Genomic DNA, 22,449 nt, shown 5'->3' with positions numbered 1-22,449 from the left:
CAGCGGAGCGACCACGTGCCGGAGCCTCGGGAAGCGTCGGTCATGAGCGCCGGGAGCGGCCCGGGGCCGCCCGGCCGGCGCCCCGGGTCACGCGACGACCGCCTCCCCCACCAGCAGCCGGCCGGCCGCCGCGATGGAGTCGGCGTCGATGCCCGCCGCCCGCAGCTGCTCCTCCGGGGACGCCGAACCCGGCATCGTCCGTACGGCGAGACGGACCAGGCGCGGCACCGGCCGCCCGTCGGTGAACGCGTCGAGGACGGCGTCGCCGATGCCGCCCTCCTCCCGGTGGTCCTCCACCGTCAGCAGGCAGCCGGTCTCCTCGGCCGCCGTCCGCAGCGTCTCCCGGTCCACGGGCTTGACCGAGTACAGGTCGATCACCCGGACCGGGATGTCCTCCCCGGCGAGGAGGTCGGCCGCGGCCAGCGCCTCGTGCAGGGTGTCGCCGGCCGCGACGACGGTCAGCCGGTCGCGGTCCGAGGAGCGCAGCACCTTGCTGCCGCCGACGGGGAACTCCTCGTCGGGCCCGTAGATCACCTTGCTCTCGCCGCGCGAGGTGCGCAGATAGCGGATGCCCTCCAGACCTGCCATCGCGGCGACGAGGCGGGCGGTCTGGTTGGCGTCGGCCGGGTACAGCACGGTGGAGCCGTGGACCGCCCGCATCATGGCCAGGTCCTCCAGGCCCATCTGGCTGGGCCCGTCCTGGCCGATGGCGACGCCCGCGTGGGAGCCGACGAGGTTGAGGCCGGAGCCGCTGATCGACGCCATGCGGATGAAGTCGTGGGCACGGGTGAGGAAGGCCGCGAACGTCGTGGCGTACGGCACCCAGCCGCGCGCCGCCATGCCGACGGCGGCGGCGACCATCTGCTGCTCGGCGATGTAGCACTCGAAGTAGCGCTCGGGGTGCTCCTTGGCGAAGTACTCGGCGCGGGTGGAGTCGCCGACCTCGCCGTCGAGGGCGACGACGTCCCCGCGGGCGGTGCCGAGCGCGGCCAGCGCCTCGCCGAAGGCGTTGCGGGTGGCCACCTCGTCGCCGATCCCGTACCGGGGCAGTTCGAGCTGCCCGGTGCCGGCCGAGTGCAGGGAACGCGCGGACGGCGGTTCGTGCACCTGGACGGTGATCTCTCGGGGGCCGCCGAGTTCGGCGATCGCCTCGTCGGCGTCCGGCAGCGGCTTCCCGTGCCGGCCCTCGCGGTCCTCGACGGCCTCGACGCCCTTGCCCTTGAGGGTGCGGGCGATGATCGCGGTGGGCTGGCCCCTGGTGGACAGGGCCTCGCCGTAGGCGCGGTCGACGGCGTCGACGTCGTGGCCGTCGATCTCTACCGTGTGCCAGTCGAAGGCCCGGAAGCGGCGGGCGTAGGCGTCGAGGTCGTGCCCGTGGCGGGTGGGTCCGCGCTGGCCGAGCCGGTTGACGTCCACTATCACGACGAGGTTGTCGAGGCGCTCGTGCCCGGCGTGCTCGGCGGCCTCCCACACCGATCCCTCGGCCATCTCGCTGTCGCCGCACAGCACCCACACCCGGTAGTCGGCGTGGTCCAGCCGCTTGCCCGACAGGGCGATGCCGACACCGACGGGCAGCCCCTGGCCGAGCGAGCCGGTGGCCGTCTCGACCCATGGCAGCCGCTGCGGCGTGGGGTGTCCCTCGAGGCGGCTGCCCAGTTTGCGGAAGGTGAGCAGTTCCTCGTCGTCGATGGCGCCGGCCGCCTTGTAGGCGGAGTACAGCAGGGGTGAGGCGTGCCCCTTGGAGAGGACGAAGCGGTCGTTGCCGGGGTGGTCGGGGCGGGCGAAGTCGTAGCGGAGGTGGCGGGCGAACAGGACGGCGATCAGGTCCGCCGCGGACATCGAGGACGTCGGGTGCCCGGAGCCCGCCGCGGCGGAGGTGCGCACGCTGTCGACGCGCAGTTGCTGTCCGAGTTCGACGAGTTCACCGGTGTTCATGAGTCTCCTTCTGCGGGTCCTCGGCACGCCGGACCCGCAGCCGGCACCGGCGATCACGGCGCGAGGTCGGCTCGCGGTGGGTCTTTGGGCCGTCGCGTACCTCGTGGGCTTTCCGCGTCCCCTCGGCCGGGTCGCCCAAACGTGTCCGAAGGCCCTGCCGGGACCCGTACCGCCGGTTTCCGGACCACCGCCCGGGTACCCGGGCCGGGACCCACCCGCCCATGTCCCGGAGGCAGCCCATGCCCGAGTACGGATACTTCCTCTCCTGCGAGCAGTACGGTCCCGCGGAGCTGATCGAGCAGGCGCGGATGGCCGAGCAGGCCGGATTCCAGGCGCTGTGGATCTCGGACCACTACCACCCGTGGAACGGGGAGCAGGGACAGAGCCCCTTCGTGTGGTCGGTGATCGGCGCGCTGTCGGAGGCCGTGTCCCTGCCGGTCGAGACGGCGGTGACCTGCCCGACCGTGCGCATCCATCCGGCGGTCGTGGCGCAGGCGGCGGCGACCAGCGCGGTGATGACGGACGGCCGCTTCCGGCTCGGCGTCGGCACCGGTGAGGCGCTCAACGAGCACATCCTCGGCGACGCGTGGCCGGCCGCGCACGTGCGCATGGAGATGCTGGAGGAGGCCATCCTGATCATGCGCCGGCTGTTCAGCGGTGAGGAGGTCAACCACCACGGCACGCACTACACGGTGGAGAACGCCCGCCTGTACACCGTCCCGGACGAGCCGGTCCCGATCGACATCTCCGGCTTCGGCCCCGCGGCGACCAAGCTGGCGTCCCGGGTGGGCGACGGCTACGTCACGATGATGCCGGACGCCTCGATGGTGGAGCGGTACCGGAAAGGCGGAGGCGGCGCCAAGCCGGTCAGCGGCGGCACCAAGGTCTGCTACGACACCGACCGGGACGCCGCCGTACGGGAGGTGCACCGGCTGTGGGCCAACGAGCTGCTGCCGGGCGAGCTGGGCCAGGTCCTGCCCTCGCCGAAGCACTTCGAGCAGGCGCAGACGCTGGTCACCGAGGACATGGTGCGCGAGAACCGCGTGTGCGGCGACGACGTGGACGAACACGTCGCCGAGCTGAAGGCCTTCGCCGACGCCGGCTTCGACCGCGTCTACGTCAACCAGATCGGCCCCGACCTGCGCGGCTTCTTCGACTTCTACCGCACGAAGGTGCTGCCGCAGCTCCAGCAGAGCACCTGAGACGCTCCGGCGGGCCGCCTGCCCTGCCGGCCACCGGCCGCTGTGCGTCGCCCGCCCGGTTCCGGGCATGCCTGAGCCCCCGGACGCTCGTCCGGGGGCTCCGTGCCGCGCGGACCCCGTCAGCCGCGGCGGCGGTGCGGGTCCTCGGGCCCGGCGCCGCCCTGGCGCGGCACCGCGGGCCCGGTGTTCCCCGGCGCGGGCGCGCCCGTGCCCGGGGCACCGGCCGGGCCGGGCACGACGGGCGGTGCGGCCGGCGGTGCGGCGGGCGGCATGGGCGGGTACGGCACGCCGAGCCCGTCGGGCGCCGCGGCGCGCGCGTGGCCGCCGGCGGAGTGTCCCTGGCCTCCGCCGTGCCCTGCTCCCGGCCCGGAGGTGTGGGGACGGGCCGCGCTCCTCAGCAGGCAGGCCGCGACGCCCAGCAGGACGGCCGTGATCAGCGCGGCGACCCAGCCCGGCAGGCCGATCGCGAGCACCAGGCCCACGGCGAGCGCGAGCGCGGCGCCCGCGTACAGGGCGGCGGCGCCGGAGGCGGCGTAGAGCGTGGCCTTGCGGCGCTGCTTGCGCGTCTGCTCGCGCAGCTCGTCGCGCACGGTCTCGCGTGCCACCTGCGCCAGCTCGTCGACCAGTTGCCTGTCCAGGTGTTCCAAGTGATCCATGCGGTCCATGCGTTGCGGGTACCCGCGGGCGGGCGTTCCATGGGCGGCACCGCGCCGCACCCAACTAGGCTCGCCCGTATGGAGATTCTGGGAGCCACACTGCGTATCTACGTCGACGACCTGGACAAGGCGATCCCCTTCTACGAAGGTCTGGCCGGCAGCCCGGCGCTGCGCTTCGAGCGCGGTGGCGTGCACGTCGCGGCGGTCGGCTGCTTCCTGCTGATGAGCGGACCCGAGTCCCAGCTCGAGGTGTTGCGCAAGGTGGCCGCGACGATCGCCGTGACGGACGTCGAGGAGACCGGCCGGGTCCTGTCCGGGCTGGGCGCGGACATCGTCGCGGGCCCGCTCCCGACGCCCGCGGGCCGCAACCTGATCGCCCGTCATCCGGACGGCACGGTGTACGAGTACGTGGACCGTCGCGCCTAGCGCCCGTGTCCGGCGGCACGCTGTCCCGCGCCCCGGAGAGGGGCTGGGCGGCGTGCGGGTCAGCCGGCGGGTACGTCCTCGGCGGTGATCGCCCAGCGCTGGTGGTCGCGCCAGGCCCCGTCGATGTGGAGCATCCGGGGCGAGAAGCCCTCCAGGCGGAAGCCGCAGGCGCGGGCCAGCGCGATGGAGGCGGCGTTGCCCGGCTGGACGTTGATCTCCAGGCGGTGCAGCCGCATCGGCCCGAACGCGTACCGCACGACGAGGTCCAGTCCCTCGCGCATCAGGCCCCGGCCCGCCGCGTGCGCGAAGGCGCCGTAGCCGAGGGCGCCGCTGAGGAAGCCGCCGCGGACGATGTTGTTGATGTTGACGAACCCGGCGATGCCCCCGCCGTCCTTCTCGCACACCAGGAACCCGGCCTTGGCCGGGTCCTCGATGAGCCGGGCCGCGTAGGCGGCGTACGCCTCGGCGTTGTCCGGCGGGAAGAGCCACGGGTGGTGCAGGTGCTTGCTCTCCCGCGCCCGGGCGGTGAACTCGGCGCCGTCGTCGTACGTGAAGTGCCGGATGCCCACGCGGGGGCCCTCGGCGAGGTGACGGGAGGCGCTGCGCGGCATCCCGTCACTCTATGGCCCGACTCCGCGGCGGGCCCGCACGGGCACCCGGTCAGCGCAGCGCCGGTTCCTCCAGCGTCAGGGTGCCCGCGTCCGCGTCGAGTTCCGCGGCCGCTCCGAAGGGGATCGTCAGCGCCCCCGCGCAGTGCCCGAAGCCGAAGTCGTCGACGACCGGTACGCCGAGACCGCCGAGCCGGTCGGCCAGCATCGGCCGCAGCCCTTCGGCGGGCTCGCACCGCTCCCACGAGCCGAGCAGCACCCCGCCGACCCCGTCCAGCCAGCCGGCGCGCAGAAGCTGGGTGAGGTAGCGGTCCAGGCGGTACGGCTCCTCCCCCACGTCCTCCAGGCACAGCAGTCCGCCGCGCGCCGAGGGGCGGGCGTGCGGGGTGCCCAGCTCGGCGGCGAGCAGGGCGAGGCAGCCGCCGAGGGTGACGCCCCGCGCCCGGCCGGGGACCAGGGGCGTACTGCCGTCGGAGGCGATGACGCGGACGGTCTCCGGGGCGAACAGGGTCGCCTTCAGATGGTCCTGCGCGCGGGCGTTCTTGAGGAAGTCGATGCCCGCGGCCATCGGGCCGTGCAGGGTGACCAGGCCGAGGCGGCGGGCGAACGCCTCGTGCAGGGCGGTGATGTCGCTGAAGCCGACGAACACCTTCGGCCCGGCCGCGCGCATCGCCTCCCAGTCGAGCAGGCCGGCCATGCGCTGGGCACCGTACCCGCCGCGGGCGCACAGCACCGCGTCCACGGCGGGGTCGCACCAGGCCGCCTGGAGGTCGGCGGCCCGGTCGGCGTCGGTGCCGGCGAGGTAGTCGAAGGTGCCGTGCCGGTCCAGGACGTGCGGTGCCACGACCGGGTCGAGGTCCCAGCCGCGCAGCACGTCGAGGCCTGCCTGCAGCCGCTCCTCGGGCACGGGCCCGCTGGGCGCGACGACGGCCACCCGGGCCCCGGGACCGAGCCGGGCGGGCCTGGTCAGCTCCCTCACCCGGATCTGCTCCCTCGCCTGGGCCTGCTCCCTCACCTGGTCAGCTCCAGGATCGGGACGCCCTGCGGCCGCAGGCCGAAGACCTGGGCGTAGAGGGAGAGTTCGGCCTCCAGCGCGCGCACCATGGTCTCCGCCCGGCGGAATCCGTGCCCCTCGCCCTCGAAGGTGAGGTACGCGTGCGGCACGCCCCTGCCCTTCATGCGGGCCACGAACCGCTCGCACTGCACGGGCGGGCAGATCACGTCGTCCAGGCCCTGCAGGAGCAGGAACGGCGCGGTGACCCGGTCGGCGTGCTCGGCGGGCGACCGCTCCGCGTACCGTTCGGGCACCTCGGACAGCGGGCCGATGAGGCTCTCCAGATAGCGCGACTCGAAGTCGTGGGTCTCTCCCGTGCCCCAGCCGGTCAGGTCGAGGATCGGGTAGATGATCGTGCCGCAGGCGTAGACGTCGGTCGTGGCCAGCGAGGCGGCCGCGGTCCAGCCGCCGGCGCTGCCGCCCCGCACCGCGAGCCGCCGCCGGTCGGCGGTTCCCTCGTCGGCGAGGGCGAGGGCGACGGCGGCGCAGTCCTCGACGTCGACGACGCCCCACTGCTCGCGCAGCCGGTTGCGGTACTCGCGGCCGTACCCGGTGGAACCGCCGTAGTTCACCTCCGCGACGCCGATGCCACGCGAGGTGAAGTAGGCGATCTCCAGGTCCAGGACCAGGGACGACCGGCCGGTGGGGCCGCCGTGCGCCCAGATCACGTAGGGCGGCAGCTCGCCGTCGGGGGCGGTGTGGCCGGGGTTGCGCGGCGGGTGGAGGTGCGCGTGGATGTCGCGTCCGCCGGGCCCGGTGAAGGTGCGGACCCGCGGTTCGGGGTAGTACGCCGGGGCCACCGGGTCGTGGTGCGGGGCGCCGATCACCCGGGACCTGCCGGTGCGGGCGTCCAGCTCGACCACCTCGTAGGCGCTGCGGGGACTCGCGCCGACGGCCACGACGCGTTCGCCGTGGACGGCGAGGGTGGCCGCGAACTCGGTCCAGGGGCCCACCGCGTCGACGACCTCGCCGGTCTCCGGGTCGAGTATGCCGAGGACGGTGGCGCCGCGGCCGTGCACGACGGCGATCAGGCCGCTGTCCAGCGGCGCGAACCAGCGCTGCCCGAGCTTCCACAGCGGCCCGCCGAACTCCTCCTCGCGGGCGCACAGCGGCTGCCCGTCGCGGTAGAGGTTCCACCAGCCGGTGCGGTCGGAGGCGTACAGGAGGGAACCGTCGGGGGCCCAGTCGGCCTGGGCGATCGACTCCTCGGGGCCGCCCGCGACGGTCCGGGCGTCCCGGAAGGTGCCCTCGGGGCCGATGTCGGCGACGATCAGATCGGTGCCGTCCCAGGGCATCCGCGGGTGGTCCCAGGCGAGCCAGGCGGCGCGCCGCCCGTCGGGCGAGAGCCGGGGCCCGGTGACGAACCGGTGGTGGGCGCCGGCGAGTTCGCGCACCGCGTCCCGGTCGTCGGCGGCGGATCCGTCCAGCGGCACCGCCGCCGGCACCCGGCGCACGTCGGTGGGGCCCTCGCCGGTGAACTCCTCCAGGACGCACCACACCTCGCCGCGTTCCGGGCGCAGGTCGGGCTCGGCCCAGCGCAGCCCGCCGCCCACCGGGGAGAGCGGCGTCAGCGGACGCGGTTCGGCGCCGCCCGGCTCCCGGACGTACAGCCGCTGGTCGGCGAAGTTCACGAAGACCAGCAGCGGTCCCTCGTCGGTCATGAGCGCGGCCCAGGGGCGGCCGCCGTACTCGATGACGCGGCTGCGGACGTTCCACGGCGCGGGCAGCACCTGTTCCTCGACACCGTCCGCGCGCCGCCGCATCAGCGTGCGCCGGCCGCCCTCGGCGGGGCGGGGCGCGGTCCACCACACCTCGTCGCCGACGAAGCCGACGTCCTCGGGCCGTCCGTCGTGCGCGGCGGCGAGGGCCGCGTCGACGGGCGACGGCCACGATCCGTACGCCAGGGTCCGCACCGGCTGCTCCCCCATCGTCTCCTCCAGCTCCCTCGTCATGCCGTACGCAGGAATCGGTCGAGGACGCGGACACCGAAGTGCAGCGCCTCGACGGGGACGCGTTCGTCGACGCCGTGGAAGAGGGCCTGGTAGTCGAAGCCCTCCGGCAGCTTCAGCGGCGTGAACCCGTATCCGGTGATGCCGAGCCGCGAGAACTGCTTGGCGTCCGTGCCGCCGGACATGCAGTACGGCACGACGTGCCCCTCGGGGGCGAACTCCTCGACGGCGGCGCGCATCCCGGCGAACGTCGGCGAGTCGACCGGTGCCTGGAGGGCGACCTCGCGGTGGACGAACTCCCAGTCCACCTCCGGCCCGGTGAGCCGGTCGAGGGTGGCGCGGAACTCGTCCTCCCAGCCGTGCAGGAAGCGTCCGTCGACGTGGGCGACGGCCTGGCCGGGGATGACGTTGACCTTGTAGCCGGCGTCCAGCATGGTCGGGTTGCTGCTGTTGCGGACGGTCGCCTCGACGAGCTTCGCGGCCGGTCCGAGCTTGTCCAGCAGTGCGTCGACGTCGCCGAGGTCGGGGTCGATGCCGTACAGGGCGGCGAGTTCGGTGAGGGCGGCGCCGACGGTCGGGGTCAGGCGCAGCGGCCACTCGTACTCGCCGATGCGGGTGATCGCCGCGGCGAGGCGGGTGACCGCGTTCTCCCGGTTGACCTTGGAGCCGTGTCCGGCGCGTCCGCGTGCGGTGAGTTTCAGCCAGCCGGTGCCGCGCTCGCCCGCCGCGATCGGGTAGATCTCCCGGCCGGAGCCGTCGTGGAAGGTGAACGCCCCGGACTCGCTGACGCCCTCGGTGCAGCCCTCGAACAGCGCGGCGTGCCGGTCGGCGAGGAAACCGGAACCGTCCTCGGCGCTGGCCTCCTCGTCGGCGGTGAAGGCGATCACGATGTCCCGCCGCGGCCGTACGCCCTGCCGGGCCCAGTCGCGGGCGACGGCGAGGATCATCGCGTCCATGTTCTTCATGTCGACCGCGCCGCGCCCCCAGACGACGCCGTCGCGGATCTCCCCGGAGAACGGGTCGACGCTCCAGTCGGCGGCCTCGGCGGGTACCACGTCCAGGTGGCCGTGGACGAGCAGCGCGTCGGCGGACGGGTCGGTGCCCTCGATGCGGGCGACGACGTTGGTCCGGCCCTCGGTGCGTTCCAGCAGCGTGGGTTCGATCCCGGCGTCGGCGAGTCGCTCGGCGGCGTACTCGGCGGCGGGGCGTTCCCGGCAGTCGCCGCCGCCCCGGTTGGTGGTGTCGATGCGGATCAGGTCGGAGGTGAACCGCACGACCTCGTCCAGCGCCCGCGCGTCCACCCCGCCGGACGCGCCGTCCCCGCTCCCCGGCGTGCTCCCGGACTGCTCAGCCATACTGCTCCTCCACCGCGGCGGAGGCGATCGTGGTGACCGCCTTGAACGTACGGATCGTCTCGAACATGGTGTCGTGGGTGTATGCCACCTTGCGCTCCCCGACGCGGGCCACGCCCGGCACGACGGTCGCGGCGTCCGCCAGGTGCTCGGCGTCGAACTCCACCGCGACGGTGAACGGCCCGTCGCTCACCGGCTCGTGCCGCACCGCGAGCGCCGCCGCCTCCTTGGCCGCGGCCCGGATGTCGGCGGCGGTCCTGGCCGGCGTACGGCACACGGCCGCGTACCGGGACACGTGGTCCTTGACCGCGACCTTCAGCGCCTCGGGAGCATAGCCGAGCGCGTCCTCGCAGGCCACGTCGTCCCCGGTGACCAGCACCACCGGCACCCCGTACTCGGCGGCGACGTGCGCGTTGAGCAGGCCCTCGCTGGCCCGTACGTCGTTCAGCCACACGCCGGTGATCTGGTTGGCGAGGTAGGTGTGCGCGAGGACGCCCTCCATGCCGGCGCCGGCGTGGTAGCCGACGAAGGCGATGCCGTCGACGTCCCCGTGCTGCACGCCCTCGACCATGGTCAGGGCCTTGTGCCGTCCGGTGAGCATCCGCGTGCGCTCGTCGAGGCGCTCCAGCAGCAGGTTGCGCATGGTCCAGTGGGCCTCGTTGACGAGCACCTCGTCGGCGCCGCCGTCGAAGAAGCCCTGCACGGCGGCGTTCACGTCCGAGGTGAACATCGACCGGCACCGCTCCCACTGCGGAGTCCCCGGCAGGACGTCGGCCGGCCAGGTGACACCGGTGGCGCCCTCCATGTCGGCGCTGATGAGGATCTTCATGGCTCGAAACCGTACGCGTTCCCCGGCCGCCTCGGCCAGGTCTGTGGACAACCGCCGGCGGCCGGCCGCACGAGGGCTGTGGACAGCTTTCCGCCCTCCGGTGCCGGGGCGGCGCCGGAGGGCGGGTATGCACCGCCGGCCGGTGTCAGTCCTCGTGCCCGAGCTGGAGGTCGCGCTCGGTGCGGCCGCCGCCGGCCACCTGGAGGACGGTGGCGACGGGCGGGTAGCCGGCGGCGATGACGGTGTACTCGCCGGAGGACAGGTCGACGAAGCGGAAGGTGCCGTCGGGGCCGGTGGTCAGCGTGTCCACCACGTTCCCGGCCGCGTCGAGGAGGGTCACGCGGGCGTCCTCGACGACCCGTCCGCCACTGGCCCGCACGGTGCCGCGCAGGACGGCGCCGCCGGCCAGTTCGATGTCCTGCCGGGTCTCGCGGGCGGCCTGGACGCTGACCGGCAGGGCGGCCGGGCGGAAGGCGGGCGCGCTGGCGGCGAGGGTGTACTCGCCGGCCACCAGCTCGGTGATGACGTAGCCGCCCTCGCGGGCGCTGCGGGTGGTGGCCACGACCTCGCCGTGGACGTTGGTGAGGGTGACGATCGCGTCCCGGACGGGGGTGCCGTCGGCGGTGACGACGCTGCCGGCGAGGCGTCCGGCGCCGCCGAGGACCACGTCCAGCTCCACCGGGCGTTCGCCGACGGTCACGGAGACCGCCTGCGGCTGGTGGCCGCCGGCTGCGGCGATCAGGACGTACGACCCGGCGCCGGGTGTGGCCAGCGCGTACCGTCCGTCGTCGCCGCTGGCGCCCCGGCCGATCTGCTGCCCGCCGACGTCGATGAGGGTGAGGGCGGCGCGGGGCACCACGGTGCCGTCGGGGTGCTGCACCGTGCCGCAGACCGGGATGCCGGCGGCGTACGGCGCGCGGAGCGGGCCGGTGTGGTGTCCGCCCGGGGAGTGGGGGCGGGCCTGCGGGACGTGGGCGGCGGGCTGTGCGGTCTCGGGCTCGGTGACGGGGGCGTTGTGGGACACCAGGGGTTTCTCCTTGAGGAAGAAGGCGATGAGCAGGCCGAGGACGAGCACCGGCACCAGGTACAGGAAGATGCGCGGCATGGCGTCGGCGTACGCCCCGATGTAGGCGTCGCGCAGCGCCGGGGGCAGGGAGTGGACGAACTGCGGGGTGATGGACTCGGCTTCGGGCAGTCCGGCGTCGGCGGGGAGGCGGTCGGCGAGGGCGTCGGTGAGCCGGCCCGCGAAGAGGGTGCCGAAGACGGCGGCGCCGACGCTGCCGCCGATCTGCCGGAAGTAGTTGTTGGCGCTGGTGGCGGTGCCGAGGTCGGCGGGGCGCACGGAGTTCTGCACGGCGAGGACCAGGACGGGCATCACCATGCCGATGCCGGCGCCGAGGACGGCCATCCAGATGCTGTAGTGCAGCCGGGGCGTGTCGGCGTCGAGCCGGGAGAGCAGCCACATGCCGACGACGGACAGGGCGCTGCCGAGGATCGGGTGGGACCGGTAGTGCCCGGTACGGCTGATGAGCTGTCCGGAGATGATCGAGGTGCCGACGATGCCGCCCATCATGGGGAGCATCAGCAGGCCGGACTCGGTGGCGGTGGCGCCGTCGACCATCTGCAGGAAGGTCGGCAGGTAGCTGGCGGCGCCGAACAGGGCGATGCCGACGACGAGGCCGACCAGGCCGGTCACGTTGAAGACGGAGTCCCGGAACAGCCGCAGCGGGATCAGCGGTTCGGGCGCGTGGCGCTCGGCGATCAGGAAGAGGACGGTCGTCGCGACCGCGCCGGCGGCGAGGCCGAGGATGACCTCCGAGTCCCAGTCGTACTCGGTGCCGCCCCAGCTGGTGAGCAGCACCAGGCAGGTGGAGGCGGCGGCCAGCAGCAGGGCGCCGAGGTAGTCCAGGCGGGGCTTGACGCGGGGCCGGGGCAGCTTCAGGACGACGGCGACGACGGCCATGGTGAGCAGACCGAAGGGGACGTTGATGTAGAAGCACCAGCGCCAGGAGAGGTGGTCGGTGAAGTAGCCGCCCAGCAGGGGGCCGGCGACCGACGCGAGTCCGAAGGCGGCGCCGATCAGGCCCATGAACCGGCCGCGTTCCCGGGGCGGCACGATGTCCGCGATGATCGCCTGCACGCCGATCATCAGTCCGCCGGCGCCGACGCCCTGCACGGCCCGGAAGGCGATCAGCTGGTCCATCGTCTGGGCGCGTCCGGCGAGCGCCGAGCCGACGATGAAGACCAGGATGGCGAACTGGAAGACGCCCTTGCGGCCGAAGAGGTCGCCGAGCTTGCCGTAGATCGGCAGGCCGATGGTGGAGGTCAGCAGGTAGGCGGTGATCGCCCAGGACATCTTGTCCAGGCCGTGCAGCTCGCCGACGATCTTCGGCAGCGCCGTGGCGACGATCATCTGCTCCAGCGCGGCGAGCAGCAGCGCCAGCATGAGCCCGACGAAGACCAGCCGCACCCGGCGCGGGCTGAGCCCGGCGCCCCGCTCCGCCTCGGGAGCGGTCTCCTCGGGTTCCGTCGGGGGTGGTGCGGCGACCGGCTCGTCCTGCACCAGAGTGATCCCGCCCATGTCCCGCTCCCCTCGTCGCACCTGCTCATTTCTGCCGCCAGCGGCGACAACTACGAACAAGTGCGACAAGTTACGGCGTACGGCGCGATCGACCGAGGATCACTCGAACCGGTGAGACCGCCAACACCCGTGGTGAATGGGCGTGTTGGCTACTTCTCCACCTCGGAGGCGAGATTGGCGAGCACCGCGTCGTAGATCCGGCCGAGCCCCTTGGGCGCGAAGGTCTTCTCGAAGAAGCCGCCGATGCCACCGGCGCCCTTCCAGGTGCTGGTGACGACGACCCGGGACTTGCCCTCCCCGGCCGGGGTGACCCGCCAGGTGGTGACCATCGAGGAGTTGCGGTCCTTCTCGACGAGCTCGCCGTCGCTCGGCTCGCTGACCTCCAGCAGGCAGTCGCGGACGCGCTTGCTGGTGGCCTGGAGCTTCCAGTGGACGAGGGTGCCCTCGCCGTCGCCGCCCTCGCGGACCTCGTACTCGCTGAACTGCTCGGGGAGCAGCTTCTCGCGGGTGCCGCTGTAGTCGGCGAGGGTGTCGAACACCGTCTCCGCGTCCGCGGCGACGATCCGCTCCGTCGTGGCCTCGACCTGCGCCATCGGGTTCCTCCAGGGCTGGTTATCGGGGACGGGGCAAGCCAACCACCCCGCCGCCCGGCCACCAAATCGGGGGGGCGCGAACCGGCTCCGCACGACTCGCCCGCACGACCGAGGGAACTGTCGTTCCCTTCCCTCGGTCGTTCCGCGGAGGAGGTGTCACGCGCCGGGACAACCTCGGCTTCGACGCCCACAAGGCCGCAGGAGTACGAGAGTCCGCCGCCGCATCCGGTGCCGCGGCCACCCCGTGGACGGGCCCGCTTCTCCTCAGGCCGGCGGCGCCGCTGTGACCAGCCCTGTGCCCGTGCCGGCGCGTCCCTCGCGCCGCGTCGCAGCGCTGGTGCCGCTCAGCGCGGTCCGCAGCCGCCGATAGCGGTCGAGATCCTCCCAGGTGTCGCGGTCGGGCGGGCCGGGATCACGGCGGCCGGCGCTCCAGGCCCAGACGCTTGCGACCATGCCGGTGAGGAACGGGATGAGCAGCCACAACAGGGCACTCACAAGTCCACCCTCCTGAATCTCAAGCCGAATCCCGAACCGTGAACCGCTTGGGTGCGCCACCGGAAAGGATGATCTTGCGGGGTTCGGCGTGTGCGGCGAGCGGGATGCGCAGGGTGAGAACGCCGTTGTCGTAGGCCACCTCGGCGGCCTCGATGTCCAGGGCGTCGGACAGGTGCAGGCAGCGGGTGAACCGGCCGGCGGGGCGCTGGACGAGCACGGGCCGGGCGTCGGCGGGGACCGGGGTGGTGCGCCGGGCGACCAGGGTGAGCGTGCCGCACTCCACGGTCAGTTCGATGCTGGATCGGTCCACGCCCGGCAGATCGAACTGTACGTAGAGCGCTTCGGTCCCACGCCATACGTCCGCCGGGACGAAGGCGTCGTCCGGGGCGATGGCCGGGCAGTGCCGCGTAAGCCGGTCCGCCTCTGCAGGAGCGTCGGTGGCCGCAAGCATTCCCGCACTTCTCCGTTCACTTGTGGCGTCAGCAGTCGGTGACGGTCATGACACGTGAACCATTTCTTCATATAACCTACGGCAGATCGATTGACAAGTACGGACTGGGCGAACTTGACACACTCCGACTCAATTTTTTGTCGCACGGGGGAAACACCCGAACGTGCCCGCCGCCCCGGACCAGCCAGGGGATGCGCTAGCGGACCCGGGCCGCGGCGTGACGGCGGCACCGCGCGCACAGCGAGCGCGACTCCCGGATCCGGCGGCGGCCGACGACGGCGGCCAGACCGTCCAGACCGTCTTGAGGGCCCCGGACTTCTTGGTCCGGGGCCCTGATGTCGTACTGATGAACCGGTCACCGCCTCTTCTCGTGCACGCGCCGGTGTCCCGCCCACCGGCCGCTCATCGCCGTGGGCGCGTCACCGTGGGTGGGTGAGGAGCGCGGGCGAGCCGGGGACGCGACCGCGGGGCGCCTCGGCCTCTCCCTCCGGCGGCACGGGGAGGCGCGCCACCAGGCGCCCGACCCAGCGCCGGCCGCAGTGCTCGCAGCACGGCGCGCCCTGCGGCGTGTACGGGGAGTCGACCGGAGCGTTGTCGCGGTGGAAGTACTCCCGCTCGGTCCCGTCGTCGTCCCGGCAGCGCCGCACGTCGTAGTCGGCGCTCCAGCGGTACCAGCACGAACCGCAGGTGAACTCGACACGTTCGACGGCAAATTCGGTGATCACTGCACAGCACCTCCTGTCCGGCGATCGGATGAGATCCAGGCTCCGGGAGGAACACCTCGGGAGGATAACCCCGGGACGAGGCCGCAACGGGCGCACCCCGGGGCGGGGAGGCGAAACGGAGCCGAGTCGGCCCTGCGATCCCTCCACACCCTCCCTCCTTGACATGGAGAGGCTCAGGTTTTACTTCATAAGTGTAGGCAAGTCAGGACGTATACGCAGCTCACCACGTGCGGCGTACGACCGCGCACGCCGACGCGGAACCGGACCGGCGTCCCGTCCTGAACCAGCGCCGTGTCGTGAACCGGCCCCGCCCGTCCGGTGGGATCCGGCACCCGAGTGAGCATCCGCGGGGGGCGCCCGCAAGGACGCCCGACGCTGTACGGAAGCTGTACGGGAGAGGAGGGAACGGACAGATGGCGCGTGCGGTAGGTATCGATCTCGGTACGACGAACTCGGTGGTCTCGGTCCTCGAGGGCGGCGAGCCCACCGTCATCACCAACACGGAAGGCGCGCGGACCACACCGTCGGTGGTGGCCTTCGCCAAGAACGGCGAGGTCCTGGTCGGCGAGGTGGCCAAGCGGCAGGCCGTGACGAACGTGGAGCGCACGGCGCGCTCGGTCAAGCGGCACATGGGCGACCACGCCTGGCGCTTCCCCGGGCACGGCGACGTCGACGGCAAGCGGTACACCGCGCAGGAGATCTCCGCGCGGGTGCTGCAGAAGCTGAAGCGGGACGCGGAGGCGTACCTCGGCGAGGACGTCACCGACGCCGTGATCACCGTGCCCGCGTACTTCGACGACACCCAGCGCCAGGCCACCAAGGAGGCCGGTGAGATCGCCGGCCTGAACGTGCTGCGCATCGTCAACGAGCCGACGGCGGCGGCACTGGCGTACGGGCTGGACAAGGAGAACGACCAGACGGTCCTCGTCTTCGACCTGGGCGGCGGCACCTTTGACGTCTCCCTGCTGGAGATGGGCGAGGGCGTCATCGAGGTCAAGGCCACCAACGGCGACACCCACCTGGGCGGCGACGACTGGGACCAGCGGATCGTCGACCATCTGATCAAGCAGTTCAAGAACCACTACGGCGTGGACCTGGCCAAGGACAAGATGGCCGTGCAGCGTCTGCGCGAGGCGGCGGAGAAGGCCAAGATCGAGCTGTCCTCGTCCACCGAGACGACGATCAACCTGCCCTACGTCACCGCCTCCGCCGAGGGCCCGCTGCACCTGGACGAGAAGCTCACCCGCGCCCAGTTCCAGCAGCTCACCGCCGACCTGCTGGAGCGCTGCAGGACGCCGTTCCACAACGCGATCAAGGACGCCGGCATCTCCGTCAACGAGATCGACCACGTCGTCCTCGTCGGCGGCTCCACCCGCATGCCCGCCGTCACCGAGCTGGTCAGGGAGATGACCGGCAAGGACCCGCACAAGGGCGTCAACCCGGACGAGGTCGTCTCGATCGGTGCCGCGCTCCAGGCCGGTGTCCTCAAGGGCGAGGTCAAGGACGTCCTGCTCCTCGACGTCACCCCGCTGTCCCTCGGCATCGAGACCAAGGGCGGCATCATGACCAAGCTGATCGAGCGGAACACGACGATCCCGACCAAGCGCTCGGAGATCTTCACCACCGCCGAGGACAACCAGCCGTCCGTGCAGATCCAGGTCTACCAGGGCGAGCGCGAGATCGCGGCGTACAACAAGAAGCTGGGCATGTTCGAGCTGACCGGTCTGCCCCCGGCCCCGCGCGGCGTCCCGCAGATCGAGGTCACCTTCGACATCGACGCCAACGGCATCATGCACGTCTCCGCGAAGGACCTGGGCACCGGCAGGGAACAGAGGATGACCGTCACCGGCGGCTCCGCGCTGCCCAGGGACGACATCGACCGCATGGTCCACGAGGCCGAGCAGCACGCCGAGGAAGACCGTCGGCGCCGCGAGGCCGCCGAGACCCGCAACCAGGGCGAGCAACTCGTGTACTCCACCGAGAAGCTCCTGAAGGACAACGCCGACAGGATCCCGGCCGAGGCGAGGAACGAGACGGAGTCGGCGCTCGCCGGCCTGAAGGAGAAGCTGAAGGAGACCTCCGCGGACACGGCGGCGGTCCGGCAGGCGATCGACCGCACCGCGCAGGCCGCCCAGAAGATCGGCGCGGCCCTGTACGACACGTCACGGACCGAGCAGCCCCCGAGCGGGACCGGCGCGGGCCGGGGCGGTACGGCCGGCGACTCGTCCGAGGACGACGTGGTGGACGCCGAGATCGTCGACGACGACAAGCCGGAGGCAGACCGACGATGACCGCGAGCGGGCCGCACAGCGCCGAAGTGGCAGAACTGCGCCGCCTCGTGGAGGAGCGGACCGCGGATCTGCAGCGGGTGAAGGCCGAGTACGACAACTACCGCAAGCGGGTGAGGCGCGACCGCCTGGCCGTCCGGGAGATCGCGACGGTCAACGTGCTCCGGACGCTGTTGCCGGTGCTGGACGCCGTCGACCGGGCGTGCGCGCACGAGCCGCTCACGCCCGGTCTGGAGGACATCGCCGGCAGCCTGCGCGAGCAGCTCGGCGCCCTGGGCGTCACGTCGTTCGGCGAGGCGGGTGATCCCTTCGACCCCGCCTGCCACGACGCCCTGGCACACCGCATCGCCCCCGACGCGGACCGCCTCGTGTGCTCGGCGGTCCACCGGCCCGGCTACCGTCTCGGTGACCATCTGCTGCGCCCGGCACACGTGGAGGTCACCGGCCCGGCCTCATCCGTCCGGCATACGGACGGAACCGGCCACGACGTGCCGTTCCCGGCCCTCGCGGACAGGCCACGCCTGCCCGGCGCACATCCCTGAGTGCCATACGTGGCGGCCAGGCAGGGCGACGGCCGTTGGCTGCTGACCGCCTGTCAGAACACCCAGATCGTCGTCGGCTGATCGATCCGTACGGTTCGGCTGCGCGCACGAGGCGGGGCCCACCGGACCCGGCACACGCCCCCCGGGCTCGGCAGGCCGGGGCGTCTGGGATCATCTCCCTCATGAGCACCCCACCGGATGGACTGCCCGTGTACCGGGTCCTGACCGGACCGGACGACGCCGCGTTCTGCCGGCGTGTGAGCGAAGCGATCGGTCTCGGCTACGAACTGCACGGCGGCCCCGCCGTCACCTTCAACGGTGAGAGGGTCATCGTCGCCCAGGCCGTGGTCTGGCCGGCACGGTCGTAGAGACCGTCCGAGCCGGTCGCGGTCTCCGTCCTGCGCTGCCGTACGCGGCACCGGCCGCCGGTCCGGCGTCCCCGCGCCGGTCTAGCTCCCGGGCGCCAAGGTGCGCAGGACGCAGAATTCGTTGCCCTCGGGGTCGGCCATGACCACCCAGCTCCGGTCCAGTCCCTGGCCCACGTCCGCCCTGGTGGCGCCGAGGCCGAGCAGCCGGGTCACCTCTTCGTCGGTGCTGCCGTCGATCGGGCTGACGTCCAGGTGGAGCCGGTTCTTCACGGCCTTGTCCTCGGGCACCCGGACGAACAGCAGGGTGGGCGGCATCTGACGGGCCCGGACCTCTTCGGCGGTCGGTTTCCAGGAGCCGATCTCGACCGTGCCCTCGCTCCGGTCGATCACCTCGAAGCCCAGCACCGCGCACCAGAAGGCCGCGAGTCCCTCCGGATCGCGGCAGTCAACGGCCAGCTCCGTGAACCGACTTGTCATGTCTCTCCCCCGTAGTACGGACACGCGGCCGCCCAGAGTATTCGCTCCGGGCCCCGGCTGCCGGAAACCGGGTGCGGGCTGCCGGGTCCGCGATGTGTGCTCGGGGGAGGCACGGCGACGACGTCGGGCAAGCCGGGAGTACCGGCTGAGTGAGGATGGGGGTGCTGCGGGGGTGCCGGGGCAGCGGAAGAGGAGGCGTCGGCAGCAGGCTGGCGGGCCCGTGGACTCCGGTCCGGGGCACTGGCAGGTGGTCCTCGAGACGCAGGACGAGGCGGAGTGGCATGCCCGCCTGCGTCAACTGCGCACCGGGGCGGAGCGGATCGACTGGTCGGCGACTCGGATCGACGTCCTCTGCGGACGTCTTGAGCGGGCGACCACGTACCGGTTGAGTCTGTTCGTGCCCGGCCCCGGCCCAGGTCCCTGAGAGTCAGGGGCCGGGTCGGTGTGGACGTCCGGACGGAGGGGATGGCCGACGCCACCGGCCGGCCTGCGACACCCCCGGGCGTCTCGGGCTCCTGTCGTTCCCGGGTGCGGGCATTCGAGGGCTTCTGGCGGACCGATCGGGTCATGTACCGGCGCAACGCGTTCCGCCGGGGGTGTCCCTCGGCACGATGCGGCTTGGGCCGCGACCCGCGCGGACCGCACCCCCCTCCGTCCCGGGAGGACGCATGAGACAACGCGCAGCCGTGCTGTGCGGCGCCGCCGTCATCGCGGCCGGCTCCTTCACGGCCGTCCCCGCCGAGGCCGGCGCCCCGCGCCCCGCCGAGACCCCGCGCCCCGCGGGGCTCGCCTGGAAGAAGTGCGGTACGGCCGACTATCCGACGCTGCAGTGCGCCTCGCTCTCGGTGCCGCTCGACCACGACCGCCCGGACGGGAAGCGGATCACCCTCGCGTTGTCCCGTGTCCCGCACACCGCGAAGACGTATCAGGGACCGCTGCTGGTCAACCCCGGCGGGCCGGGCGGCAGCGGGCTGAGCCTCGCCGGGTTCGTGGCGTCCTCGCTGCCCGAGGAGGTGGCCGCCCAGTACGACGTCGTCGGTTTCGACCCGCGGGGTGTCGGCCGGAGCGAGCCCGCCCTGAACTGCCGGCCGGGGCACTTCGACGCGGTGCGCCCCGACACGCTGCCGGTCTCGCCGGCCGTCGAGCAGGCCAATCTGACCCGCGCGAAGTCCTTCGCAGGGGCCTGCGGCGAGAAGTACGCCGACGTGCTGCCCCACATCGACACGGTCGCCGCGGCGCGTGACATGGACGCGATCCGCGCGGCGCTCGGCTCGGAGAGGATCAGCTACTTCGGCTACTCGTACGGCACCTACCTGGGCGCCGTCTACGCCAAGCTCCACCCGCAGCGGGTGCGGCGCCTCGTGCTGGACTCGGTCGCCGACCCGACCGACGTCTGGTACGAGGCCAACCTCGACCAGGACCGCGCCTTCAACGACCGTCACCGCGCCTTCATGGCCTGGGTGGCGAAGCACGACGCGACGTACCGGCTCGGCACCGACCCGGAACGGATCGAGACCGCCTGGTACGCGATGCGGGCGGCCCTGGTGAAGAAGCCGGCCGGCGGGAAGGTGGGCGGCGCCGAACTGGAGGACACCTTCCTGCCGGGCGGCTACTACAACGGCTACTGGCCTTACCTGGCGGAGGCGTTCGCGGCGTACGTGAACGACGGGGACACCGGCCCGCTCGTCGAGTCGTACGAGAACTTCGGCGCCTCGGACGCCACCGGCGACAACAGCTACAGCGTCTACACCTCGGTGCAGTGCCGTGACGCCGGCTGGCCGCGCGACTGGGCGCGGTGGCGCGAGGACCACTGGAAGGCGTACGAGAAGGCGCCGTTCATGGCGTGGAACAACGCCTGGTACAACGCGCCGTGCGCCTTCTGGCCGGCGAAGTCGCGTCGCCCGGTGGACGTCGCCAACCGCGAACTGCCGCCGGCGCTGCTGTTCCAGGCGACCGATGACGCGGCCACCCCGTACGAGGGCGGCGTCACGATGCGCCGGCTGCTGCGCGGTTCCCGCCTGGTGGTCGAGGAGGGCGGCGGCAACCACGGCATCACGCTGAGCGGCAACGCCTGCCTGGACCGGCACCTGACCGCCTACCTGGCCGACGGCACCGTACCGCGCGGCGACGGCGAGGCCGACGCCGTGTGCGCGGCGTCGCCCGCCCCGAAGCCTCTGGAGTCCAGGGCGGCGTCGACGTCCTCGCGCGGCTCCACCCTGCACGGCCTGCTCGGCTTCCGGAGCTGAGCGCCTCCCGGCCGCCCGGCACACCCAGCACACCGGCAACGCCCCCGGCGGCCCGACGGCCCGCCGGGGGCGTTGCCGGTGCCTGGTCCACCATGGGGGCATGAGTGGGCCGACCAGGAGCGCCTCCGCGGTGAGCGGGCCGCGGGTGCGGGAGATGACGTTCGCCGACTGCGACCGCGTGTCCGGGATACGCGTCCGGGGCTGGCAGTCCGCGTACCGGGGGCTCATGCCGCAGTCGTACCTCGACGGGCTCGATGCCGCCGAGGAAGCCGAGCGGCGCCGTGCCCTCTTCACCCGGGCCCCGGCCGGTGTGGTGAACCTGGTCGCGGAGGACGACGCGGGCGAGGTCGTCGGCTGGGCCGCTCACGGTCCGTACCGGGACGGTGAACGGCGCACGGGGGAGGCCGAGTTGTACGCGGTCTACGTCGACACCACGCGTTTCGGCACCGGGATCGGGCAGGCCCTGCTCCGCGAGTCGGCGGGCCGGTGCGCCGCCGCCGGGCACCCGCGCATGCTGCTGTGGGTGCTGGAGGGCAACGCCCGCGCCCGGCGTTTCTACGAACGGGCCGGTTTCCGCGCCGACGGCGCCACGGACTCCTCCGACGTGGACGGGGTCGCGGTGCCCGAGGTGCGGTACGCCAGGCCGCTCACCGGCTGACGGCCCGCGCCGGACGGCGGCTCACCGCTGCCCGGGGATGCGGGCCAGTGCCCGTACCGCCGCCTCGGCCAGCGCGGGGTGGGCGAGGGCGTCGTTCAGTACGGGGGCGGCACGGTCGTCGCCGAGTGTGCCGAGCCCCTCGACGCAGGCCAGGGCCACGCGCCGGTACGGGTCGTGCGGGGTCAGCCGGCGCCGCAGGGTGGTGATCAGCGCGGGCACGGCCTCGGGGGCGCGCAGCTCGACCAGCAGGCGCACGGGGTGGAGGGCGTAGGCGACGCGCAGTTCGTTGGTGGCGAGGGCGGCGGCGGCGCGGGCGGTGCGCGGGTCGCCGAGGCGGGCGAGGGCGTGGGCGGCGGCGGCGCAGCGCGGCGGGTCGCGGTGGTTGAGCAGCAGCACGAGGGACTCGAAGGCGCGCCGGTCCCCCGCCAGTCCGAGCCGGAACGCGGCCAGTTCCCTTGCCCACAGCGGCTGTCCGGGCTCGGTGAGCACCGCGGCCAGCTCGTCCTGGTCCTCGGTCGCCGCGAGCCGGTCGCAGACCGCCGGGGCGTCCGGCGCTCCCGAGGCGGCCGCCTCGGCCCGTAAGCGCTCCGTGAGTGATCGCAACTCTTCGTCCATGACACCGAGGTTAGGCGGGTCGCCCGCGATGCGGGAGCCGCGTCACGCACCGCGTGAGAGCCACCTCACGGACGGTGTGGGAGCCACGTCACGAACACCGGGGGCTGGCGCGCTCGTTACCCGCGAGTTAATCTCAGACGAGCGGGTCACCCACCCGCGGTACTCCTCATGGCGGTCTGGTGACGCGGCCTTCGTGAGGGGCAGTTCAGTCGGCCGGTGCCTCGGGCACCGCTGTGCGACCCGGCCTCGGGACAGGGCCGGTCGGACCCGCCGCCGCCCGGGCGTGTGCCCGCCCCGCGGACGGCACCGGGCATGTGCGCCAGTGGCCCGGCAACACCCGCACTCCGCACGTCTCACTCCGTACGCACCCGGTGCGCCGCGCGGCGCACCGGGGCGTTC

22 protein-coding genes are annotated in these 22,449 nt (G+C 73.0%); 8 read left to right on the top strand and 14 right to left on the bottom strand.

Annotated features, from left to right (window positions below):
• Positions 1–87 precede the first annotated feature (87 nt).
• Positions 88–1,935 (bottom strand): transketolase, encoded by a 1,848-nt coding sequence (locus tag ACFYOJ_RS20100; RefSeq protein ID WP_356558759.1) that lies wholly within the window; start codon positions 1,933–1,935, stop codon positions 88–90.
• 239 nt (positions 1,936–2,174) lie between these two features.
• Between ACFYOJ_RS20100 and ACFYOJ_RS20095 the strand changes: the two genes are divergently transcribed.
• A complete protein-coding gene (locus tag ACFYOJ_RS20095; RefSeq protein ID WP_356558757.1) occupies positions 2,175–3,137 on the top strand; it encodes an LLM class F420-dependent oxidoreductase in 963 nt (320 codons plus the stop codon).
• Positions 3,138–3,256: 119 nt separating this feature from the next.
• Here ACFYOJ_RS20095 and ACFYOJ_RS20090 read toward each other — a convergent pair whose 3' ends face one another.
• Positions 3,257–3,802 carry a phage holin family protein gene (locus ACFYOJ_RS20090; protein ID WP_356558755.1) on the bottom strand — a complete coding sequence of 182 codons (546 nt, stop codon included), beginning with the start codon at positions 3,800–3,802 and terminating at the stop codon, positions 3,257–3,259.
• Positions 3,803–3,871: 69 nt separating this feature from the next.
• Between ACFYOJ_RS20090 and ACFYOJ_RS20085 the strand changes: the two genes are divergently transcribed.
• The gene (locus tag ACFYOJ_RS20085) at positions 3,872–4,219 is read left to right on the top strand and encodes a VOC family protein (protein WP_356558754.1); all 348 of its coding nucleotides are present in this window, start codon (positions 3,872–3,874) and stop codon (positions 4,217–4,219) included.
• Between the two features lie 59 nt (positions 4,220–4,278).
• Here the strand turns inward: ACFYOJ_RS20085 and ACFYOJ_RS20080 are convergent, their stop codons facing one another.
• The 10 genes from ACFYOJ_RS20080 to ACFYOJ_RS20035 form a co-directional block, all read right to left on the bottom strand.
• A complete protein-coding gene (locus tag ACFYOJ_RS20080; protein ID WP_356558753.1) occupies positions 4,279–4,830 on the bottom strand; it encodes a GNAT family protein in 552 nt (183 codons plus the stop codon).
• Between the two features lie 49 nt (positions 4,831–4,879).
• Positions 4,880–5,806, bottom strand: a complete 927-nt coding sequence (locus ACFYOJ_RS20075; RefSeq protein WP_356558763.1) for an LD-carboxypeptidase — start codon at positions 5,804–5,806, stop codon at positions 4,880–4,882.
• A gap of 32 nt (positions 5,807–5,838) precedes the next feature.
• On the bottom strand, positions 5,839–7,809 hold the full coding sequence (locus ACFYOJ_RS20070; protein WP_356558761.1) for a prolyl oligopeptidase family serine peptidase: 1,971 nt from the start codon (positions 7,807–7,809) through the stop codon (positions 5,839–5,841).
• A gap of 20 nt (positions 7,810–7,829) precedes the next feature.
• Positions 7,830–9,185, bottom strand: coding sequence for a M20/M25/M40 family metallo-hydrolase (locus ACFYOJ_RS20065; protein WP_356558752.1), 1,356 nt, complete (start codon positions 9,183–9,185; stop codon positions 7,830–7,832).
• Positions 9,178–10,011 carry a M55 family metallopeptidase gene (locus ACFYOJ_RS20060; protein WP_356558751.1) on the bottom strand — a complete coding sequence of 278 codons (834 nt, stop codon included), beginning with the start codon at positions 10,009–10,011 and terminating at the stop codon, positions 9,178–9,180. Before ACFYOJ_RS20060 ends, ACFYOJ_RS20065 begins: the two co-directional genes overlap by 8 nt.
• 145 nt (positions 10,012–10,156) lie before the next feature.
• Positions 10,157–12,592 carry an MFS transporter gene (locus ACFYOJ_RS20055; RefSeq protein ID WP_356558750.1) on the bottom strand — a complete coding sequence of 812 codons (2,436 nt, stop codon included), beginning with the start codon at positions 12,590–12,592 and terminating at the stop codon, positions 10,157–10,159.
• Positions 12,593–12,741: 149 nt separating this feature from the next.
• Positions 12,742–13,185, bottom strand: coding sequence for an SRPBCC family protein (locus ACFYOJ_RS20050; protein WP_356558749.1), 444 nt, complete (start codon positions 13,183–13,185; stop codon positions 12,742–12,744).
• A gap of 264 nt (positions 13,186–13,449) precedes the next feature.
• Positions 13,450–13,680, bottom strand: coding sequence for a hypothetical protein (locus ACFYOJ_RS20045; protein WP_356558748.1), 231 nt, complete (start codon positions 13,678–13,680; stop codon positions 13,450–13,452).
• Between the two features lie 19 nt (positions 13,681–13,699).
• Positions 13,700–14,131, bottom strand: coding sequence for an Hsp20/alpha crystallin family protein (locus ACFYOJ_RS20040; protein ID WP_356558747.1), 432 nt, complete (start codon positions 14,129–14,131; stop codon positions 13,700–13,702).
• Between the two features lie 419 nt (positions 14,132–14,550).
• Positions 14,551–14,856 carry a hypothetical protein gene (locus tag ACFYOJ_RS20035; protein WP_356558746.1) on the bottom strand — a complete coding sequence of 102 codons (306 nt, stop codon included), beginning with the start codon at positions 14,854–14,856 and terminating at the stop codon, positions 14,551–14,553.
• A gap of 413 nt (positions 14,857–15,269) precedes the next feature.
• Here ACFYOJ_RS20035 and dnaK point away from each other — a divergent pair, with 413 nt between their 5' ends.
• The 3 genes from dnaK (at position 15,270) to ACFYOJ_RS20020 (ending at position 18,054) form a co-directional block, all read left to right on the top strand.
• The gene (gene dnaK, locus ACFYOJ_RS20030; protein WP_388597405.1) at positions 15,270–17,147 is read left to right on the top strand and encodes a molecular chaperone DnaK; all 1,878 of its coding nucleotides are present in this window, start codon (positions 15,270–15,272) and stop codon (positions 17,145–17,147) included.
• Positions 17,144–17,686 (top strand): nucleotide exchange factor GrpE, encoded by a 543-nt coding sequence (grpE, locus tag ACFYOJ_RS20025; RefSeq protein WP_356552881.1) that lies wholly within the window; start codon positions 17,144–17,146, stop codon positions 17,684–17,686. The genes dnaK and grpE overlap by 4 nt, the downstream gene beginning before the upstream one ends.
• Positions 17,687–17,868: 182 nt before the next feature.
• Positions 17,869–18,054 carry a DUF1737 domain-containing protein gene (locus ACFYOJ_RS20020; protein ID WP_356552882.1) on the top strand — a complete coding sequence of 62 codons (186 nt, stop codon included), beginning with the start codon at positions 17,869–17,871 and terminating at the stop codon, positions 18,052–18,054.
• A gap of 81 nt (positions 18,055–18,135) precedes the next feature.
• On the opposite strand, the gene ACFYOJ_RS20015 is transcribed toward ACFYOJ_RS20020, so the two are convergent.
• Positions 18,136–18,531, bottom strand: coding sequence for a VOC family protein (locus tag ACFYOJ_RS20015; RefSeq protein ID WP_356552883.1), 396 nt, complete (start codon positions 18,529–18,531; stop codon positions 18,136–18,138).
• Positions 18,532–18,751: 220 nt separating this feature from the next.
• On the opposite strand from ACFYOJ_RS20015, the gene ACFYOJ_RS20010 reads away from it, so the two are divergent.
• The 3 genes from ACFYOJ_RS20010 (at position 18,752) to ACFYOJ_RS20000 (ending at position 21,435) form a co-directional block, all read left to right on the top strand.
• Complete coding sequence (locus ACFYOJ_RS20010) at positions 18,752–18,955, top strand: hypothetical protein (protein ID WP_356552885.1); 204 nt, start codon at positions 18,752–18,754, stop codon at positions 18,953–18,955.
• A gap of 244 nt (positions 18,956–19,199) precedes the next feature.
• A complete protein-coding gene (locus ACFYOJ_RS20005; RefSeq protein WP_356552887.1) occupies positions 19,200–20,777 on the top strand; it encodes an alpha/beta hydrolase in 1,578 nt (525 codons plus the stop codon).
• Between the two features lie 100 nt (positions 20,778–20,877).
• The gene (locus ACFYOJ_RS20000) at positions 20,878–21,435 is read left to right on the top strand and encodes a GNAT family N-acetyltransferase (RefSeq protein ID WP_356552889.1); all 558 of its coding nucleotides are present in this window, start codon (positions 20,878–20,880) and stop codon (positions 21,433–21,435) included.
• A gap of 21 nt (positions 21,436–21,456) precedes the next feature.
• On the opposite strand, the gene ACFYOJ_RS19995 is transcribed toward ACFYOJ_RS20000, so the two are convergent.
• Complete coding sequence (locus tag ACFYOJ_RS19995; protein ID WP_356552890.1) at positions 21,457–22,050, bottom strand: adenylosuccinate lyase; 594 nt, start codon at positions 22,048–22,050, stop codon at positions 21,457–21,459.
• Between the last annotated feature and the right edge of the window lie 399 nt (positions 22,051–22,449).

This window comes from Streptomyces sp. NPDC006384, assembly GCF_042870695.1.
Taxonomy (GTDB): Bacteria; Actinomycetota; Actinomycetes; order Streptomycetales; family Streptomycetaceae; genus Streptomyces.
Note: the sequence above shows the minus strand (reverse complement) of the source record. Positions and strands in the feature narration are given on the sequence as shown.

What these genes read in the sequence shown, in the direction of transcription:
- ACFYOJ_RS20100 (WP_356558759.1), bottom strand. Translation starts at nt 1,935, where the DNA reads ATGAACACCGGTGAACTCGTCGAACTCGGACAGCAACTGCGCGTCGAC.
- ACFYOJ_RS20095 (WP_356558757.1), top strand. Translation starts at nt 2,175, where the DNA reads ATGCCCGAGTACGGATACTTCCTCTCCTGCGAGCAGTACGGTCCCGCG.
- ACFYOJ_RS20090 (WP_356558755.1), bottom strand. Translation starts at nt 3,802, where the DNA reads ATGGACCGCATGGATCACTTGGAACACCTGGACAGGCAACTGGTCGAC.
- ACFYOJ_RS20085 (WP_356558754.1), top strand. Translation starts at nt 3,872, where the DNA reads ATGGAGATTCTGGGAGCCACACTGCGTATCTACGTCGACGACCTGGAC.
- ACFYOJ_RS20080 (WP_356558753.1), bottom strand. Translation starts at nt 4,830, where the DNA reads ATGCCGCGCAGCGCCTCCCGTCACCTCGCCGAGGGCCCCCGCGTGGGC.
- ACFYOJ_RS20070 (WP_356558761.1), bottom strand. Translation starts at nt 7,809, where the DNA reads ATGGGGGAGCAGCCGGTGCGGACCCTGGCGTACGGATCGTGGCCGTCG.
- ACFYOJ_RS20065 (WP_356558752.1), bottom strand. Translation starts at nt 9,185, where the DNA reads ATGGCTGAGCAGTCCGGGAGCACGCCGGGGAGCGGGGACGGCGCGTCC.
- ACFYOJ_RS20060 (WP_356558751.1), bottom strand. Translation starts at nt 10,011, where the DNA reads ATGAAGATCCTCATCAGCGCCGACATGGAGGGCGCCACCGGTGTCACC.
- ACFYOJ_RS20055 (WP_356558750.1), bottom strand. Translation starts at nt 12,592, where the DNA reads ATGGGCGGGATCACTCTGGTGCAGGACGAGCCGGTCGCCGCACCACCC.
- ACFYOJ_RS20050 (WP_356558749.1), bottom strand. Translation starts at nt 13,185, where the DNA reads ATGGCGCAGGTCGAGGCCACGACGGAGCGGATCGTCGCCGCGGACGCG.
- ACFYOJ_RS20040 (WP_356558747.1), bottom strand. Translation starts at nt 14,131, where the DNA reads ATGCTTGCGGCCACCGACGCTCCTGCAGAGGCGGACCGGCTTACGCGG.
- dnaK (WP_388597405.1), top strand. Translation starts at nt 15,270, where the DNA reads ATGGCGCGTGCGGTAGGTATCGATCTCGGTACGACGAACTCGGTGGTC.
- grpE (WP_356552881.1), top strand. Translation starts at nt 17,144, where the DNA reads ATGACCGCGAGCGGGCCGCACAGCGCCGAAGTGGCAGAACTGCGCCGC.
- ACFYOJ_RS20020 (WP_356552882.1), top strand. Translation starts at nt 17,869, where the DNA reads ATGAGCACCCCACCGGATGGACTGCCCGTGTACCGGGTCCTGACCGGA.
- ACFYOJ_RS20015 (WP_356552883.1), bottom strand. Translation starts at nt 18,531, where the DNA reads ATGACAAGTCGGTTCACGGAGCTGGCCGTTGACTGCCGCGATCCGGAG.
- ACFYOJ_RS20005 (WP_356552887.1), top strand. Translation starts at nt 19,200, where the DNA reads ATGAGACAACGCGCAGCCGTGCTGTGCGGCGCCGCCGTCATCGCGGCC.
- ACFYOJ_RS20000 (WP_356552889.1), top strand. Translation starts at nt 20,878, where the DNA reads ATGAGTGGGCCGACCAGGAGCGCCTCCGCGGTGAGCGGGCCGCGGGTG.
- ACFYOJ_RS19995 (WP_356552890.1), bottom strand. Translation starts at nt 22,050, where the DNA reads ATGGACGAAGAGTTGCGATCACTCACGGAGCGCTTACGGGCCGAGGCG.